Source organism: Sphingomonas sp. BE123, from assembly GCF_031456015.1.
GTDB lineage: Bacteria > Pseudomonadota > Alphaproteobacteria > Sphingomonadales > Sphingomonadaceae > Sphingomonas.
In genome coordinates this window covers 1,589,742-1,605,086 of record NZ_JAVDTW010000002.1, presented here as the reverse complement: position 1 = coordinate 1,605,086, position 15,345 = coordinate 1,589,742, and the positions used below count along the sequence as shown (strand labels likewise).

Below are 15,345 nucleotides of genomic sequence, written 5' to 3'. Positions count from 1 at the left end.
TGACAGATACCGGATCAGCAAGAACGTAGCAAGAACATTACGGACGCGGCCCGGTCCCGGCTCAGGCCCGGGACGACGCGTGGATTGGAGAGAACCCGGCTACATCACCCGGCGATAGGCCACGCGCCACATCGCCAGCGCGATCCCCGCAGCGACGATTGCCAGCAGCGCGCTGGTGCCGAGCGCGCTGATCCAGCGGAACAGGGTGGTGCGCACATCGCTGGCCGGGGCGGCGAGGAAGCCGAAGCCATAGGTCTGCGCCCCGACGAACAGCACGAGCGCGATGAGCGCGCCCAGCGTCGCGGCATGCGCCGGGCGGCGATAGCCGGCAAGGTGCAGGACGAGCCATAGCGGGCCGCCTGCCCCGGCGATACCGAGCGCCGAGAAGATCGTGCCCAGCAACCACGCCGCGCCGAGCGCGCCGGGGTCGCGCTGACCCGCAGCATAGACCAGCAGCAGGACGACGAGCCCACCCAATGCGCCACCCAGCGCCAGCGCGATGCCGGCGCGGTCGAGAGTCGTGTCATAATGCGGCGTTACGCCCCGCATCGCATGATCGGTCACCAGAAACCCCTCCCCGGAGCGGAGGGCTTATCACTGCGCCGCAGCACGCCTCAAGCAGCGAGAATACGGTAGTTGCCAAATCCGGGACAGGTTGATGCGTCCGCATCCTTGCCGCAGGATCGAATCAACCAGTTCAAGGGGATTCGCATGTACCATTCGTTCCGCCGCACCGCATTGGTCGGCCTGATCCTCGCCGCCACGCCGCTGGCCGCGCAGGATGCGCCGAGTGCGCCGCCGCAGCCACCGGTTGCGGCGAAGAGGCCGTATCAGGTGAAGGCGCCGTTCGGTGCGGTGCGCGAGGATGAATATTACTGGCTGCGCGACGATACGCGCAAGAACCCGGAGATGCTCGCCTATCTCACCGCCGAAAATGCCTATGCCGACGCGGTGCTGGCGCCGACCAAGCCGATGCAGGAGGCGCTGTTCAAGGAGATTACGGGCCGCATCAAGCAGGACGACAGCAGCGTCCCCTATCTCGACAATGGCTATTATTATTACACGCGGTTCGAGGTCGGCGGCAGCTACCCGATCGTCGCGCGGCGCAAGGGCAGCATGGACGCGCCGGAAGAAATCATCCTCGACCAGCCGGAGATGGCGAAGGGCGCCAATTTCTTCCAGATCGGCAGCCGTCAGGTGAGCCCCGACAACCGCCTGCTCGCCTATGCCGAGGACAAGGTCGGGCGGCGGCAGTTCGTGCTCAAGGTCAAGGACCTGACCACCGGCAAGACGCTGGAGGACAGCATTCCCAATGTGCAGGCTGGCTTCGCCTGGGCGGGCGACAACAAGACGATCTTCTACATCGAGAAGGATCCGGTCACGCTGCTGGGCAAGCGGGTCAAGGCGCATGTGCTGGGCACGCCGGCCAGCGCCGACCGGCTGGTCTATGAGGAGAAGGACGACACGTTCTCGCTCGGCATCGGGACGACGAGTTCCGAGCAATATATCTGCATCTATTCGAGCAAGACGGTGAGCGACGAGCAGCGTTGTGCACCGGTGGCGAACCCGACGAACTTCACCGTCCTGGCGCCGCGCGCGACCGATTTCCTGTATGGCGCGGACCATGTCGGCAATCGCTGGGTGATCCGCACCAACTGGAACGCGCCGAACTATCGCCTGATGACCGTGGCGGACACTGCGACCGGTGCCGGCAAGGCGGCGTGGAAGGATATCGTGCCGCACAGCGCGCAGGTGTTCATCGAAGGCGTACAGCCGTTCGACAATTATCTAGCGATCGAGGAACGGTCGGGCGGCAACAAGCGGCTTCGGCTGCTGGGCAATGACGGCAAGTCGAGCTTTGTCGAGGCGGATGAACCGGCCTACTCCATGGCGCTGAGCACCAATGCCGAGACCGCGACCGACTGGGTCCGCTATACCTATAATTCGCTGACCACGCCATCGACGGTCATCGAGGCGAACATGAAGACCGGCGAGCGCCGCACGCTGAAGGTCACCCCGGTGCCGGGCTATGACGCGAGCAAATATGTGACCGAGCGCGTCTGGGCGACCGCGCGCGACGGAACCAAGGTTCCGGTGAGCCTGGTCTATGCCAAGGGGTTCAAGAAGGACGGCACCGCGCCGCTGTTCCAGTACGCCTATGGCAGCTATGGCTATTCGACCGATCCGGCCTTCTCGCCGATGCTGCCGAGCCTGCTCGACCGCGGCATGGTCTATGCCATCGCGCATATCCGCGGCGGACAGGAAATGGGCCGCGCCTGGTATGATCAGGGGCGGATGTTCAACAAGAAGAACAGCTTCACCGACTTCATCGACGTGACCCGGTTCCTGGTCGAGCAGGGCTATGCGCAGAAGGGCCGCGTCGCCGCGATGGGGGGCAGCGCGGGCGGGCTGCTGATGGGCGGCATCACCAACATGGCGCCGCAGGATTATGGCGCGATCGTCAGCCTGGTGCCGTTTGTCGATGTGGTGACGACGATGCTTGACCCCACGATCCCGCTGACCACCGGCGAATATGACGAATGGGGCAATCCGGAGAACAAGGCGAGCTATGACTATATGCTCAGCTACTCGCCCTATGATCAGCTGAAGCGCGGGGCCTATCCGGCGATCTTCGTCGGCACCGGACTGTGGGACAGCCAGGTGCAATATTATGAGCCGGCCAAATATGTGGCAAGGCTGCGCACGCTGAAGACCGACACCAACCCGCTGATCTTCCGCACCAACATGGAAGCCGGCCATGGCGGCAAGTCGGGGCGGTTCGAGCGGTTCAAGGAACAGGCCGAATATCTGGCGTTCGCGCTGGACCAGTTGAAGGTGAAGTGATCGGGCGGTAGCGGGGAGACATGGACACCCTCCCCGCTACCGACATCGAAGCTGCCGCCGAGCTGGAGGCGCTGGCCGCGCAGATCGCGCGCCACAACGCGCTCTATCACACCGAGGATTCGCCGGAGATCAGCGACGCGGCCTATGACGCGCTGGTCCGGCGCAATGCCGCGATCGAGGCGGCGTTCCCGCATCTGGTGCGCGCGGATTCGCCATCGAAGCTGGTCGGGGCGGCGCCCGCCGGGCATCTCGCCAAGGTGCCGCATGCGCGCGCGATGATGAGCCTCGACAACGCGTTTTCGGATGAGGACGTGATCGAGTTCGTCCTGCGCGTGCGGCGGTTCCTGTCGCTGGGCGAAGGGGATCGCGTCGCGCTCACCGCCGAGCCCAAGATCGACGGGCTGTCCTGCTCGCTGCGCTACGAAAACCGCCGGCTGGTGCTGGCGGCGACGCGCGGCGATGGGCAGGTTGGTGAGAATGTCACCGCCAATGCGCTGACGATCGCCGATATTCCGACCGAGCTGCCCGCCGATGCGCCCGATGTGTTCGAGGTGCGCGGCGAGGTGTACATGGCCAAGGACAATTTCCTCGCGCTCAACGCGCGGTTGCTGACCGAGGCGGAGGACAGCGGCAAGGAGGCGCGGCAGTTCGCCAATCCGCGCAATGCCGCCGCGGGATCGCTGCGGCAAAAGGATGCGCGCATCACCGCGGCGCGGCCGCTGCGCTTTCTCGCACATGGCTGGGGCGAGACCAGCGCGCTGCCGGGCGAGAGCCAGTTCGCGGTGATGCAGGCAATCGCCGGCTGGGGCTTTCCGGTCCATCCGCTGTTCGTCGCCTGCGCACAGGTTGAGCCGGCGCTGGCGCAATATCGCAAGATCGAGAAGCTGCGCGCCGATCTGCCGTTCGACATCGATGGCGTGGTGTACAAGGTCGACCGGCTCGACTGGCAGGAACGGCTGGGCAGCGTCGGGCGCGCGCCGCGCTGGGCGATCGCGCATAAATTCCCGGCCGAACGCGCCGAGACGACGCTGCGCGATATCGACATTCAGGTCGGGCGCACGGGCAAGCTGACGCCCGTGGCACGGCTTGAACCGGTCACGGTCGGCGGCGTGGTCGTGACCAACGCCACGCTGCACAATGCCGACGAGATCGAGCGGCTGGGGGTGCGGCCGGGGGACCGGGTGGTGCTGCAGCGCGCGGGCGACGTGATCCCGCAGATCGTGGAGAATCTGACGCGCGACGTGGAGCTTCCGGCATTCACCTTCCCTACCCATTGCCCGGTCTGTCAGTCCGAAGCGACGCGCGAGGATGGCGAGGTCGATGTGCGCTGCACTGGCGGGCTGATCTGCCCAGCGCAGCGGCTGGAGCGGCTGAAGCATTTCGTCAGCCGCGGCGCGCTCGATATCGAGGGGCTGGGCGAAAAGACCATCGCCGAATTTCTCGACCTGCGCTGGATCGCCGAGCCGGCCGACATCTTTCGCCTGAGCGCGCACCGCGATGCGCTGCTCGGGCGTGAGGGGTGGAAGGAGAAGTCGGTCGATAACCTGCTCGCCGCGATCGAGGCGAAGCGCGAACCCGATGCGGCGCGGCTGCTGTTCGGGCTAGGGATCCGCCACATCGGCGCGATTACCGCGCGCGACCTGATGAAGCGGCTGGAAACCGTTCCCGCGCTGGCCGCACTGGCCGATGACCTGATCGCCCTGCGCGCATCGATCACGCCCGCCCTGGGCGAGCCCGAGGCCAAGTTTCAAGCGCGGCGCGACAAGGCGATTGCCGAGCATATCAACATCGAGAATGTCGGCGCTGCCGTCGGGCACGCGCTGGCCGACTTCTTCCATGAGCCGCACAACCGCACGGTGTGGACCGACCTGCTCGCCGAGGTCAGCCCGCCGCGCTTCGTCGTGGCGGCGCGGGAGTCGGAAGTGTCGGGAAAGACAGTGGTCTTTACCGGGTCGCTCGAGACGCTGAGTCGCGACGAGGCGAAGGCGCAGGCCGAGGCGCTGGGCGCCCGAGTCGCCGGCTCGGTGTCGGCCAAGACCGATCTGGTCGTGGCCGGACCGGGCGCCGGATCGAAGCTCAAAAAGGCCGCCGACCTCAAAATCCGGGTGATCAACGAGGCGGAATGGGCGGAAATCGTGGCTTCCGCGGGGTGATGCTTTTTTGCAACGCACAACGGACTTGAACCCACTGTAACATTCCCGCAAAGAACTCTCCCCATGGGGCAGCGCAGGACGGTGAACTAACACCGCTTGTGCAGGCATTCATAGCCGATCCTAAGGGGACCAATATGCGATATCATCTGCTTGTCGGCGCGGCTGTTGCTGCGCTTTCGCTTCCGACTGCGGCCTTTGCCCAGTCCACCGGCTCGGTCGATTTCGACGAGGGCGAAATTGTCATCACCGGTTCGGCTGACTCGGGCGTTGGCGGCGTCAACATCCCCGACTCGCCCAAGGCGAAGGTCGAGATCGACCGCGAGCTGATGCTGCGCCAGACTCCGGGCCAGACCGTCAACGACATCATCAACCTGGTCCCCGGCGTCAGCTTCACCAACAACGATCCGTTCGGTTCGCTGGGTGGCAACTTCACGATCCGCGGCTTCTCGTCGGACCGCATTTCGCAGACCGTCGACGGTATCCCGCTCAACGATTCGGGCAACTATGCGCTGTACACCAACCAGCAGCAGGATCCGGAAACGCTTGAGTCGGTGAACGTCAACCTCGGTTCGACCGACGTCGACAGCCCGACCGCATCGGCGGTTGGCGGCACCGTCAACATCCGCACCCGCACGCCGCGCGACGACCTCGGCGTGCTCGCGGTTGCCAGCTACGGCAACATCATCGCGCGCGGCAATCCGGGCGACCGTCCGTTCCATCGCGGTTTCGTGATGATCGACACCGGCACGCTGACCAGCTTTGGCACCAAGGCGTGGTTCTCGGCTTCGAAGGCGACCAACGAGAGCGTCTATTCGAACTATGGCGGCGTCGACAAGCAGCAGTATAACGGCAAGATCTATCAGCCGATCGGCAGCAACGGCGACTTCATCGCCGTGTCGGGCCACTACAACCAGAACCGCAACAACTTCAACGGTTCGCCGTACAGCAACGTGACGATCAACAACAACGGCGGCATCGCGCCGGAAGATCGTTTCTACGAAATCGCCTATCCGTGCACCACCGACACGCCCCAGGCCGGCGTCGCCGACGCACCGAACGGCTGCGGCAACGAGTTCGAGCGCCGGTTCAACCCGTCGAACACGGGCAACATCCGCATCAACTCGCGCTTTACGCTGTCGGACGGCCTGGTCCTGACCGTCGATCCGAGCTTCCAGTATGTGAAGGCCAATGGCGGTGGCCTGACCACCGGTCGCGAAGGCGGCCGCACCGTCGGTGGCCGCACCTATTATGGCTATAGCGGCAACGGCTATTATTTCGGTCGTGACCTCAACGGCGACGGCGATCTGCTCGACCAGGTCCGCGTGTCCTCGCCCAGCCAGACCCAGACGCGTCGTTATGGCGTGATCGCCAACCTGTCGTACGAACTGGACGAGAATAACCGCGTCCGCCTGTCGTACACCTTCGATCGCGCGCGTCATCGCCAGACCGGCCAGTCGGGCGTCGTGCTGTCGAACGGCGAAGTCGATGACGTCTTCCCGGTCAACAACCCGCTGCTGACGGCTGACGGCGTCGAGCTGAACGATCGCGATCGTCTGTCGTACGCGACGCTGCACCGCATCGCCGGTGAGTATCGCGGCAGCTTCTTCGACGACGCGCTGTCGATCCAGCTGGCCGGCGCGATGCCGTTCTTCACCCGCGACCTGAACCAGTATTGCTTCACGACTTCGTCGGGCGGCAACGTCGACTGCATCACCAACACCGCCAACTACGCGGCCTATGCGGCGGCCAACCCGACCTTCGCGGCACCCACCTCGCGCAAGCTGGACTATAACAAGTTCCTGCCGAACCTGGGCTTCACCTATCGCATTGCCGAGCCGGTGAGCGTGTTCGCAAGCTATGCCAAGAACCTGTCGGTCCCGGGCACGGACGTGCTGTACGGCGCGCTGTTCTTCGACGAGAGCGATCCCCAGTCGAAGCCGGCAGCGGAAACCTCGGACAGCTTCGACGCTGGTGTCCGCTATCAGTCGGGCATCATCCAGGCACAGCTGACCGGCTGGTTCACCAAGTACAGCGATCGTCTGGCCAGCGCCTATGACCCCGATTGCGACTGCTCGGTCACCCGCAATCTCGGTGAAGTCGAGAAGTGGGGCTTCGACGGCAGCATCTCGGCACGTCCGATCCCCGAACTGCTCGTCTATGTCTTCGGTTCGGTCCTGAACTCGGAGATCAAGGAAAACGTCCAGACCAGCGCGACGGGCTTTGCCCAGACCGCCGGCAAGCGTGAAGGCGGCGCGCCGAAGCACACCTTCGGTGCCCGCGTTCAGGGTTCGCTGGGCGATCTCGACATCGGGTTCCAGGTCAAGCGCACCGGTTCGCGCTTCCTGAACGACATCAACACCGTGACCCTGCCGGGCTACACGGTGGCCGATATCGACATCCGCTACTCGCTCGCCGGTGCGGGCCTGGAGCGCAGCTACTTCCAGCTGAACATCACCAACCTGTTCGACGAATCGTACATCGGTTCGGCGTCGTCGGGCCTGACCACGACCTCGACCTTCGTGAACATCGGTTCGCCGCGCGCGATCGTCGGTTCGCTGGTCATCGGTTTCTGATCGACCTGAACAGCTGACAGGAAACACCGCCGTCCCGGGCAACCGGGGCGGCGGTTTTCTTTTGGGGCGAGCGCGTTAGGTTGCCCCCGCAGCGCGGGAGGTGACGGTGGCAGCGTTCGAGCTTGTGTTCGCGGTCTATGGCCTGTTGCTGGGCCTCGCCATCGCCGAGGTGCTCGGCGGATTTGCGCGGGTGCTGAAGCTCAAGCGCGGTGGCCGGGCGGTGCGGGTCGGGTGGCTCACGCCGTTGCTGGGGCTGGTCGTGATCCTCGACCTCACCTCATTCTGGCTGCTGGCGTGGGAAGCGCAGCGCCAGATTGCGGCGAACTACCTGACTTTGGTCAGCGTGCTGGCGATCGTCGGGGTCTATTATCTTGCCGCGTCGCTGATTTTTCCGGACGATCCGGAGGACTGGCCCGATTTCGACCTGTGGTATGACCGGCAGAACCGGATGGTGATCGGCGGGCTGCTGGCGGCGAATGTCGGCAGCTGGATCGGGTCGATCGGGCTGGAATTCGTCGCGCCGTCGCCGGAGGAGACATTTTCCGGGGCCGGCGATGCCGTTGAAGTGCTCGCGTCGCTCGGGGTGCTGGTGCTGCTGCTGGTGCTGCTGCGGGTCAACGGGCGGCGGGCCAACATCATGTTGCTCGCGGCGGTCAGCCTGTTGCTGCTGACCGCGGGGATTGCCGAGCTGTTCTAGCCGATCACTTCGAGGACGGCGGCGCGAGCCACGGCGGCGGCGCGGAGGTCGTCGGCGGTGCGCCGGGCGAGAAAGGTGAGCGGCGGGCGGGCCGCGCGCTGATGAGTGATAACGTTCTGATACTTATTCGAAAAAATGGATTTCACTGGGTTTCCTGTCTGGGGGTTACATTCGCCTCGCGCTCGGCACGGGCGGTGTCGGTGCGCTCCTGACGGTCGGCCATGGCGAGCCATGCGGCCTCTGCCCGCAGGTTGCGGTCGCGGACATTGTCGAGCGTCGCCGCATCGGCATCGGCGCGGCATTTGGCCGCATTGTCACGATAGGTCAGCGTCTGGGCAGCCATCGGGCGCTCCTTTCTGAAATAAGGGTCGGGCGGTACGCGATACGCAACCGGCGTACCGCCCGGGCCGGATCAGTCGACCGGCTGGAGGTTCACGGCGGCCATCTTGCCGCGCTTGTCCTGCTCCAGCTCGTAGCTGACGCGCTGGTCCTGGTTCAGCGTGGCCATGCCGGCGCGCTCAACGGCCGAGATGTGCACGAACGCGTCCGCGCCGCCATTGTCGGGCGCGATGAAACCATAGCCCTTGTCCGAGTTGAAAAACTTGACGGTGCCATTGATGCTCATTGGATCTTCCTTCTGTTGTCGGCGCGCCCCGTACGGGCGGACCTCGTGCTGCTGAGGCAGGGAAAGAAGGAAGAAGGGGCCGCAAAGCACCGAAGACCGTCGATTTGCGACTGTAGCCTGACAGAGATGGGGTGCCGCCCGGCGATTGCAAGGGCAAGGCCGCGATTGTTTCCCGGTGCGGCAGCACGAACCGGACGAACCGGACAGTTTCACGCATGTACGAACGGGTGTCCGCCGCATGCCTCCGGCGCCGCGTCCCTGGCACCGGATAGGCCGGACGGGGCGCTGTAGGAAAGCCCCCTGCCCGGCCGCCGGCTGTGATTAGTGGCGCAGGTCCGCCCGCGCATCGCCATTGGCGAGCGCCGGGGCGAGCGCGGCGCGGTCCGCCGGGCTCATCGGCGCGTCCATGTCCGGGCGGAAATGCGGCGCGGCGCGGTCGTCCGGGCCGGGATGCGCGCCGGTTTCGAGATCCGGTGCGGCATGACCCTCGGCGAGGACGTTGGCGCGGCGGGTGAAGAATAACGCTGCAGCGGTTGCGGCACCGGCGGCGAGCGCCCCGGCGATGGGCAGGACGTTGCGGCGCAGCGCGGCGAGCGCGGTGGTCGCCGTGCTGGCCTGTGCTGCCTTGGTGCGGGCCGGGGACTTGCGGGCGGTCGCCTTGCGCGGAGCGGTCTTGGCCGTGGCGGCGCGCTTGGCGGGGGTGCGCTTGGTGGTCGCGCGCGTCGCGGCCTTGGTCTTGGGGGGCGTGGTGGTGCGGGTTGCCATGTTCGATCTCGCTGAAATTGCTTGGGGAATGGCGAGAGAACACGGGAGCGGGCGCGGCGGTTCCCCCGCGCTATTCGTTGCTGAGCGGCCAGCGGCTGTGGCGCGCACGGTCGCCAAGGTCGATCAGGCCCTCGTTCGGATCGTGGCGGCGGGTGGTGGCGAGGCCGTCGGGGCGCGCGGCGCTTTCCTCCCACGCGGTGTGGGGGCGCTCCTTCTCCCTTGCCTCACGATAGGTCGCGTCGCGCACCCGCTTCATGCGGCGCCACAGCAACGGCATGGCGATGAAGGGAAAGGCGATGCCGCCAAGGATGATCAGCAGCGCGAGCAGATCGGTCATGCGGGGTCCCTTCCCGGTTGGTCCGGCGATGAGAGCGCAGCCGGGCGCGCGGCGCAAGGGGGCGCGGATCAGCGCGGGCGGTGGTCGGTGCCGGCGCCGGGGGTGATGAAGATGGCGGTGGCGGTGGTGCCGGGGGGCACGTCCGCGGTGTGCCACACGCCGGGCGGGTTGATCGCATAGTCGCCGGGGGTGAGGGTTTCGCGGGTGGCGGTGCCATCGGGCAGTTCCCGCACCAGCGTCATTTCCCCCGCGGTGCAGATGACCAGCTCCGCACCGTGCGGGTGGACTTCCCAGGAGGTCCAGCTTTCGGTGAAGCTGTATTGCGAGACGAGGCGCCCCTCGATCCCGTCGGCGGCGTGGCGTTGGCCGTAGCCTTCGTACCAGGCCATGCCGTCGAAGGGGGGCTCGACGGTGGCGGTGGCGTTCAGGCCGAGATGGGCGAATTGGGTGTCGAGGCGGGGCATGGGGGGAGGTTAGCTTTGCGCGCAGCATCACGCCAGCGGAGCGTGACGGCGAGGATTATGTTTAAGCGATTCACGAAGTTGTTGGTCAATCATTGCCTACAGATCGTTCTCAGTGATCAGTCTCATCTCTCCAGCCTGATTGCCCTTGTTGTCGATGATCCATATTTTTCCGGACGTCGACGAAACAACCACTGAGCCGATTCTGTCTTGTACCAATGCAGCGATATCCTTCCTAAAAGAACGGAATGACTGGCCGGACGGGCGCCGTAACAGTACGGTTGTTTTATGTCGTATAACGCTCACCTCGTAGCCCTTGGCCCGTAAGCGCCGCACTACATTCTTGATATTATCCCCAATGCAGCGGTTGAACTCTGCTACATAAACATTCTGGAATGCGGTCTTTGCCACGTCCCACCTCTATTTATTCCTACGATAATCGAGCATACTCAGCATATTCGTAAAATTTACAACGCCCCAGCACTCTCTAAGCGCCAAGCTTATTACGAAATACATCCAGTATCCAGAAAGAAGACGGTCCCACTCCCTACTGAAAAAAGAGACACGAAGTCCTCCGCCAGCCATAACCGCCACATAAACCACCATAAATATTACAATGAGTATGGATAATTGAAATCCATAAATGTAATCTTCCGCTGGCCGCTGATCATTGAATAGCGCTTCACGAAGGTCTTTCGACTGCATTACCGTCGATGCGCGGGTCGTCCAAGCCATCGACATACCGATAAGCACCGAAGCAGCGGGGAAAAGCGCCTTTGACGCAAATGAGAATGGGTCAGCGGCGATCAAGTATGTAGCCGTCAGTGCCACGATAGAGTGGAGCACAAGCCACCAATTCGCCACGTTGCGAATTCCGGCCGGCCCCTTACCCGCACCCACCCTCAACCATTTCCAAAATGTAATCACCGACCTTCACTATTTCTGATGCGCGCGTATGCCGCGCGAGTCCGGTCTAGAATCGCGGCAAATACGGAAATCTTGTCTCCTGTCTCAACAGGCTCGACGACAGCATTTCCGCTCAAATGAACTCTTTTTGTTCGACTACCATCTTCAGGAATAATATTAGCTGCCGCCGACTCACCAACAGCTGCCACGGCGTGAGCAACGTCCTCGATCAAATCTCTGTTTAGATCACTTCCTTCCACTTCAACCTTCGCCTTTTCGCCGTCCGCCGCTTCAGTGAACTCCTCCGCAGGCTTTTGTATAAGCCTATTTATATCGTGCGGATTTGGTCGAGTTACCGTGAAACTAAATCGTGTTACAGCCTTAGCACGGCGAATTGCGTCAATAAAGGTGACAGGATCCGGAATAGGCTCCACTATTATACGGGAATTACTTTCTCGAGCATAGGGCGCAGCATTCAACAGCACTTCGAGTTTACTGGCAACCTCGGTTGAACTTTGTGACACACCGGATTTGCGAATAACCCCGCAGGCCTGAGTTTCAGTATCGAAAACCCCAACGGTAAAAGGCGCTTTCATGGCCTCCTCTTCGAGGAAGTCATGACTGACACTATCAAATTTCGGCGACGTCACAGCTTGGGTGCGCCCCATCGCGAATGCGATACCGCCACCCTTTACAGGCTCCACATTGCCAATATGCCATTCAGACCGTCGGCCGACCTCCGCCGTAGGCTTTGCCTCAATCGACTTCGAGATAACATCAACCGTATCGCGCGACACGCGGAGAAAATCCCCTTGCGGAAGGGACTCACATTTCACGCGAAACAAATGAATATAGAACATATCCCGCTCCCCTTACTGCCGCGAGATAATAAGCACAAAAGCAGTTATAGAAAGGGCTAGAGGGGGCCGTCATATTATCACTCTGCCGCCACCTCAGCCCGCTCCTTAACCCCGCCCCGCTCCAGCAACGGCGCAAGATACTTCCCCGTGTAGCTGCGCGGCTCCTTCGCCACCGTCTCCGGCGTTCCTTCGGCGACGATCTCGCCGCCCTTCACGCCGCCTTCGGGGCCGAGGTCCAAAATCCAGTCCGCGGTCTTGATGACGTCGAGATTGTGTTCGATCACCACCACGGTGTTGCCCTGTTCGACCAGTGCGTGGAGGACTTCGAGCAGCTTGCGGACGTCCTCGAAATGCAGGCCGGTGGTGGGTTCGTCCAGGATATACAGCGTCTGGCCGGTGGCGCGGCGGCTGAGCTCCTTGGCGAGTTTGACGCGCTGGGCTTCGCCGCCGGAGAGGGTCGTGGCTTGCTGGCCGACCTTGACGTAGCCGAGGCCGACTTCGGCGAGCATTGCCATCTTGTCGCGGATCGGGGGGACGGCCTTGAAGAATTCGACCGCGTCCTCGACCGTCATGTCGAGCACATCGGCGATGCTGCGGCCCTTGAACTTCACTTCCAGCGTTTCGCGGTTGTAGCGCTGTCCGTGGCAGACGTCGCAGGTGACGTAGACGTCGGGGAGGAAGTGCATTTCGATCTTGAGCACGCCGTCGCCCTGGCATGCTTCGCACCGCCCGCCCTTGACGTTGAAGCTGAACCGGCCGGGCTTGTAGCCGCGCGCCTGCGCCTCTGGCAGGCCGGCGAACCAGTCGCGGATGTTGGTGAAGGCGCCGGTATAGGTGGCGGGGTTGGAGCGCGGGGTGCGGCCGATCGGGGACTGATCGATGTCGATCACCTTGTCGAGATGGTCGAGGCCGGTGATCCTGTCATGCTTGCCCGCGAGCACGCGCGCGCCGTTGAGGTGGCGCGCGGCGGCGGCGTAGAGCGTGTCGATGGTGAAGCTCGACTTGCCCGAGCCGGACACGCCGGTGACGCAGGTGAAGGTGCCGAGCGGGATCGACGCAGTGACGCCGGTGAGGTTGTTGGCGGTGGCGTTGTGGACGGTCAGCTTCTTGCCATTGCCCTTGCGGCGCTTGGCCGGGACCTCGATCCGGCGGGTGCCGTTCAGGTAATCGGCAGTGACGCTGCCGGTGCTGGCCAGGATTTCCTCGAACGTGCCCTGTGCGACGACCTGTCCGCCATGGACGCCGGCGCCCGGTCCCATGTCGATGACATAGTCGGCGGTGCGGATCGCATCCTCGTCATGCTCGACCACCAGCACGGTGTTGCCGAGATCGCGCAGGCGGCGCAGCGTGGCGAGCAGCATGTCGTTGTCGCGCTGATGCAGGCCGATCGACGGTTCGTCGAGCACGTAGAGGACGCCGGACAGGCCGGAGCCGATTTGCGAGGCGAGGCGGATGCGCTGGCTCTCCCCGCCCGACAGCGTGCCGCTGGTGCGATCGAGGTTGAGATAGTCGAGGCCGACATTGTTGAGGAAGCCGAGGCGCTCGTCGATTTCCTTGAGGATGGCCCTGGCGATTTCCTGCTGCTGCGGGGTGAGCGCGGCGGGGAGGTCGCGGAAGAAGGGCAAGGCGTCGACCACGCTGAGGCGGGTGACGGAGGAGATGTCGCGGCCGGCGATCTTGACCGCCAGCGCCTCGGGCTTGAGGCGCGCGCCGTTGCAGGTCTCGCACGGGTGCGCGGCCTGGTACTTGGACAGCTCTTCGCGCATCCACGCGCTTTCGGTCTGGAGCATGCGGCGGTTGAGGTTGCCGATGACGCCCTCGAACGGCTTCTTCACGTCGTAGGATTTGCGGCCGTCGATGAAGGTGAGCGTGACCGGCTTGCCGCCGGTGCCGTGGAGGATGATCAGCTGAACCTCGCCGGGCAGATCCTTCCACGGCGTGTCGAGCGAGAAACCGAATTCGCGCGCGAGGCTGCCGAGGACCTGCATGTAATAGGGCGATGGCGGGTTGGACTTGGCCCAGGGGACGACCGCGCCCTTCTTGATCGACAGGTCGTGGTTGGGGACGACGAGGTCTTCGTCGAAGATCAGCTTTTCGCCGAGGCCGTCGCACGCCGGGCAGGCGCCCTGCGGGGCGTTGAAGCTGAACAGCCGCGGTTCGATGTCGGGGATGGTGAAGCCGCTGACCGGGCAGGCGAATTTCTCGCTGAACACGATGCGGTTGTCGGGGATGCCGGTGTTTTTCATGCCCTTCGTCGCCGAGGCGGGTTCGGCGGCGAACTTCTGCGGTGCTTCCTTGACGCGGCCTCCGACCACTTCCTCGACCGTCGCGTCGACCAGGTCGACATAGGCAAGGCCGTCCGCCAGTTTCAGCGCGGTTTCGAAGCTTTCGGCGAGGCGCGTGGCGATGTCGTCGCGGACGACGAGGCGGTCGACCACGACCTCGATGTCATGCTTGTACTTCTTGTCGAGCGCGGGGGCTTCTTCGATCAGATAGGTTTCGCCGTCGATGCGGACGCGCTGGAAGCCGGCCTTTTGCCACTCGGCGAGCTCCTTGCGATACTCGCCCTTGCGGCCGCGCACGACCGGGGCGAGCAGCAGCAGGCGCGTGCCTTCGGGGAGCGCGAGGACGCGGTCGACCATCTGGCTGACGGTCTGCGCCGCGATCGGCAGGCCGGTGGCGGGGCTGTAGGGGATGCCGACGCGCGCCCACAGCAGACGCATGTAATCGTAAATCTCGGTCACCGTCGCGACGGTCGAGCGCGGGTTGCGGCTGGTGGTCTTCTGCTCGATGCTGATCGCGGGGCTCAGCCCCTCGATATGCTCGACATTGGGCTTTTGCATCATCTCGAGGAACTGGCGCGCATAGGCGCTCAGGCTCTCGACGTAGCGCCGCTGCCCCTCGGCATAGATGGTATCGAAGGCGAGGCTCGACTTGCCGCTGCCCGACAGGCCGGTGATGACCGTCAGCGTGTCGCGCGGAATGTCGATGTCCACGCCCTTGAGATTGTGCTCACGCGCGCCGCGGACGGAGATATGGGTCAGGCTCATGCGTCGGGTTCTAGCTTTGTTCTTGATGGGAGGCTAGGCCCCAGATAGGGCCGCACGGGCCGGGTTGCGAGGGG

At 64.0% G+C, this 15,345-nt stretch carries 15 protein-coding genes; 4 read left to right on the top strand and 11 right to left on the bottom strand.

What is annotated here, in order from left to right:
- Nucleotides 1-99: 99 nt before the first annotated feature.
- Nucleotides 100-564 (bottom strand): hypothetical protein, encoded by a 465-nt coding sequence (locus J2Y54_RS15955; protein WP_310041187.1) that lies wholly within the window; start codon nt 562-564, stop codon nt 100-102.
- Between the two features lie 147 nt (nt 565-711).
- On the opposite strand from J2Y54_RS15955, the gene J2Y54_RS15950 reads away from it, so the two are divergent.
- The 4 genes from J2Y54_RS15950 to J2Y54_RS15935 all read left to right on the top strand — a co-directional run bounded on the left by J2Y54_RS15950 (nt 712) and on the right by J2Y54_RS15935 (nt 8,267).
- Complete coding sequence (locus J2Y54_RS15950) at nt 712-2,844, top strand: S9 family peptidase (RefSeq protein WP_310041185.1); 2,133 nt, start codon at nt 712-714, stop codon at nt 2,842-2,844.
- A 20-nt stretch (nt 2,845-2,864) separates the two neighbouring features.
- Nucleotides 2,865-4,997, top strand: coding sequence for an NAD-dependent DNA ligase LigA (gene ligA, locus J2Y54_RS15945; protein ID WP_310041183.1), 2,133 nt, complete (start codon nt 2,865-2,867; stop codon nt 4,995-4,997).
- Nucleotides 4,998-5,131: 134 nt separating this feature from the next.
- Entirely contained in the window at nt 5,132-7,570 is a 2,439-nt protein-coding gene (locus tag J2Y54_RS15940) for a TonB-dependent receptor domain-containing protein (protein ID WP_310041181.1), read from the top strand.
- Between the two features lie 106 nt (nt 7,571-7,676).
- Nucleotides 7,677-8,267: a hypothetical protein gene (locus tag J2Y54_RS15935; RefSeq protein ID WP_310041179.1), complete on the top strand. Its 591-nt coding sequence runs from the start codon at nt 7,677-7,679 to the stop codon at nt 8,265-8,267.
- Here the strand turns inward: J2Y54_RS15935 and J2Y54_RS15930 are convergent.
- The 10 genes from J2Y54_RS15930 to uvrA all read right to left on the bottom strand — a co-directional run bounded on the left by J2Y54_RS15930 (nt 8,264) and on the right by uvrA (nt 15,271).
- Nucleotides 8,264-8,413 carry a hypothetical protein gene (locus J2Y54_RS15930; RefSeq protein WP_310041177.1) on the bottom strand — a complete coding sequence of 50 codons (150 nt, stop codon included), beginning with the start codon at nt 8,411-8,413 and terminating at the stop codon, nt 8,264-8,266. The genes J2Y54_RS15935 and J2Y54_RS15930 overlap by 4 nt on opposite strands.
- Nucleotides 8,410-8,610, bottom strand: coding sequence for a hypothetical protein (locus tag J2Y54_RS15925; protein ID WP_310041174.1), 201 nt, complete (start codon nt 8,608-8,610; stop codon nt 8,410-8,412). The genes J2Y54_RS15930 and J2Y54_RS15925 overlap by 4 nt, the downstream gene beginning before the upstream one ends.
- 69 nt (nt 8,611-8,679) lie before the next feature.
- On the bottom strand, nt 8,680-8,892 hold the full coding sequence (locus J2Y54_RS15920) for a cold-shock protein (protein ID WP_310041172.1): 213 nt from the start codon (nt 8,890-8,892) through the stop codon (nt 8,680-8,682).
- A 321-nt stretch (nt 8,893-9,213) separates the two neighbouring features.
- A complete protein-coding gene (locus J2Y54_RS15915; protein ID WP_310041169.1) occupies nt 9,214-9,657 on the bottom strand; it encodes a hypothetical protein in 444 nt (147 codons plus the stop codon).
- 70 nt (nt 9,658-9,727) lie between these two features.
- Nucleotides 9,728-9,994 (bottom strand): hypothetical protein, encoded by a 267-nt coding sequence (locus J2Y54_RS15910; protein ID WP_310041167.1) that lies wholly within the window; start codon nt 9,992-9,994, stop codon nt 9,728-9,730.
- 68 nt (nt 9,995-10,062) lie between these two features.
- Nucleotides 10,063-10,458: a cupin domain-containing protein gene (locus tag J2Y54_RS15905; RefSeq protein ID WP_310041165.1), complete on the bottom strand. Its 396-nt coding sequence runs from the start codon at nt 10,456-10,458 to the stop codon at nt 10,063-10,065.
- A gap of 96 nt (nt 10,459-10,554) precedes the next feature.
- Nucleotides 10,555-10,866, bottom strand: a complete 312-nt coding sequence (locus J2Y54_RS15900) for a hypothetical protein (RefSeq protein WP_310041162.1) — start codon at nt 10,864-10,866, stop codon at nt 10,555-10,557.
- Between the two features lie 9 nt (nt 10,867-10,875).
- On the bottom strand, nt 10,876-11,286 hold the full coding sequence (locus tag J2Y54_RS15895; RefSeq protein WP_310041160.1) for a hypothetical protein: 411 nt from the start codon (nt 11,284-11,286) through the stop codon (nt 10,876-10,878).
- Nucleotides 11,287-11,378: 92 nt separating this feature from the next.
- Nucleotides 11,379-12,221, bottom strand: a complete 843-nt coding sequence (locus tag J2Y54_RS15890; RefSeq protein ID WP_310041158.1) for a hypothetical protein — start codon at nt 12,219-12,221, stop codon at nt 11,379-11,381.
- Nucleotides 12,222-12,298: 77 nt separating this feature from the next.
- Nucleotides 12,299-15,271, bottom strand: a complete 2,973-nt coding sequence (gene uvrA / locus J2Y54_RS15885; protein ID WP_310041156.1) for an excinuclease ABC subunit UvrA — start codon at nt 15,269-15,271, stop codon at nt 12,299-12,301.
- Between the last annotated feature and the right edge of the window lie 74 nt (nt 15,272-15,345).

Coding starts and splice junctions, on each gene's coding strand:
- J2Y54_RS15950 (WP_310041185.1), top strand. CDS start 712: ATGTACCATTCGTTCCGCCGCACCGCATTGGTCGGCCTGATCCTCGCC.
- ligA (WP_310041183.1), top strand. CDS start 2,865: ATGGACACCCTCCCCGCTACCGACATCGAAGCTGCCGCCGAGCTGGAG.
- J2Y54_RS15940 (WP_310041181.1), top strand. CDS start 5,132: ATGCGATATCATCTGCTTGTCGGCGCGGCTGTTGCTGCGCTTTCGCTT.
- J2Y54_RS15925 (WP_310041174.1), bottom strand. CDS start 8,610: ATGGCTGCCCAGACGCTGACCTATCGTGACAATGCGGCCAAATGCCGC.
- J2Y54_RS15920 (WP_310041172.1), bottom strand. CDS start 8,892: ATGAGCATCAATGGCACCGTCAAGTTTTTCAACTCGGACAAGGGCTAT.
- J2Y54_RS15915 (WP_310041169.1), bottom strand. CDS start 9,657: ATGGCAACCCGCACCACCACGCCCCCCAAGACCAAGGCCGCGACGCGC.
- J2Y54_RS15910 (WP_310041167.1), bottom strand. CDS start 9,994: ATGACCGATCTGCTCGCGCTGCTGATCATCCTTGGCGGCATCGCCTTT.
- J2Y54_RS15905 (WP_310041165.1), bottom strand. CDS start 10,458: ATGCCCCGCCTCGACACCCAATTCGCCCATCTCGGCCTGAACGCCACC.
- J2Y54_RS15890 (WP_310041158.1), bottom strand. CDS start 12,221: ATGTTCTATATTCATTTGTTTCGCGTGAAATGTGAGTCCCTTCCGCAA.
- uvrA (WP_310041156.1), bottom strand. CDS start 15,271: ATGAGCCTGACCCATATCTCCGTCCGCGGCGCGCGTGAGCACAATCTC.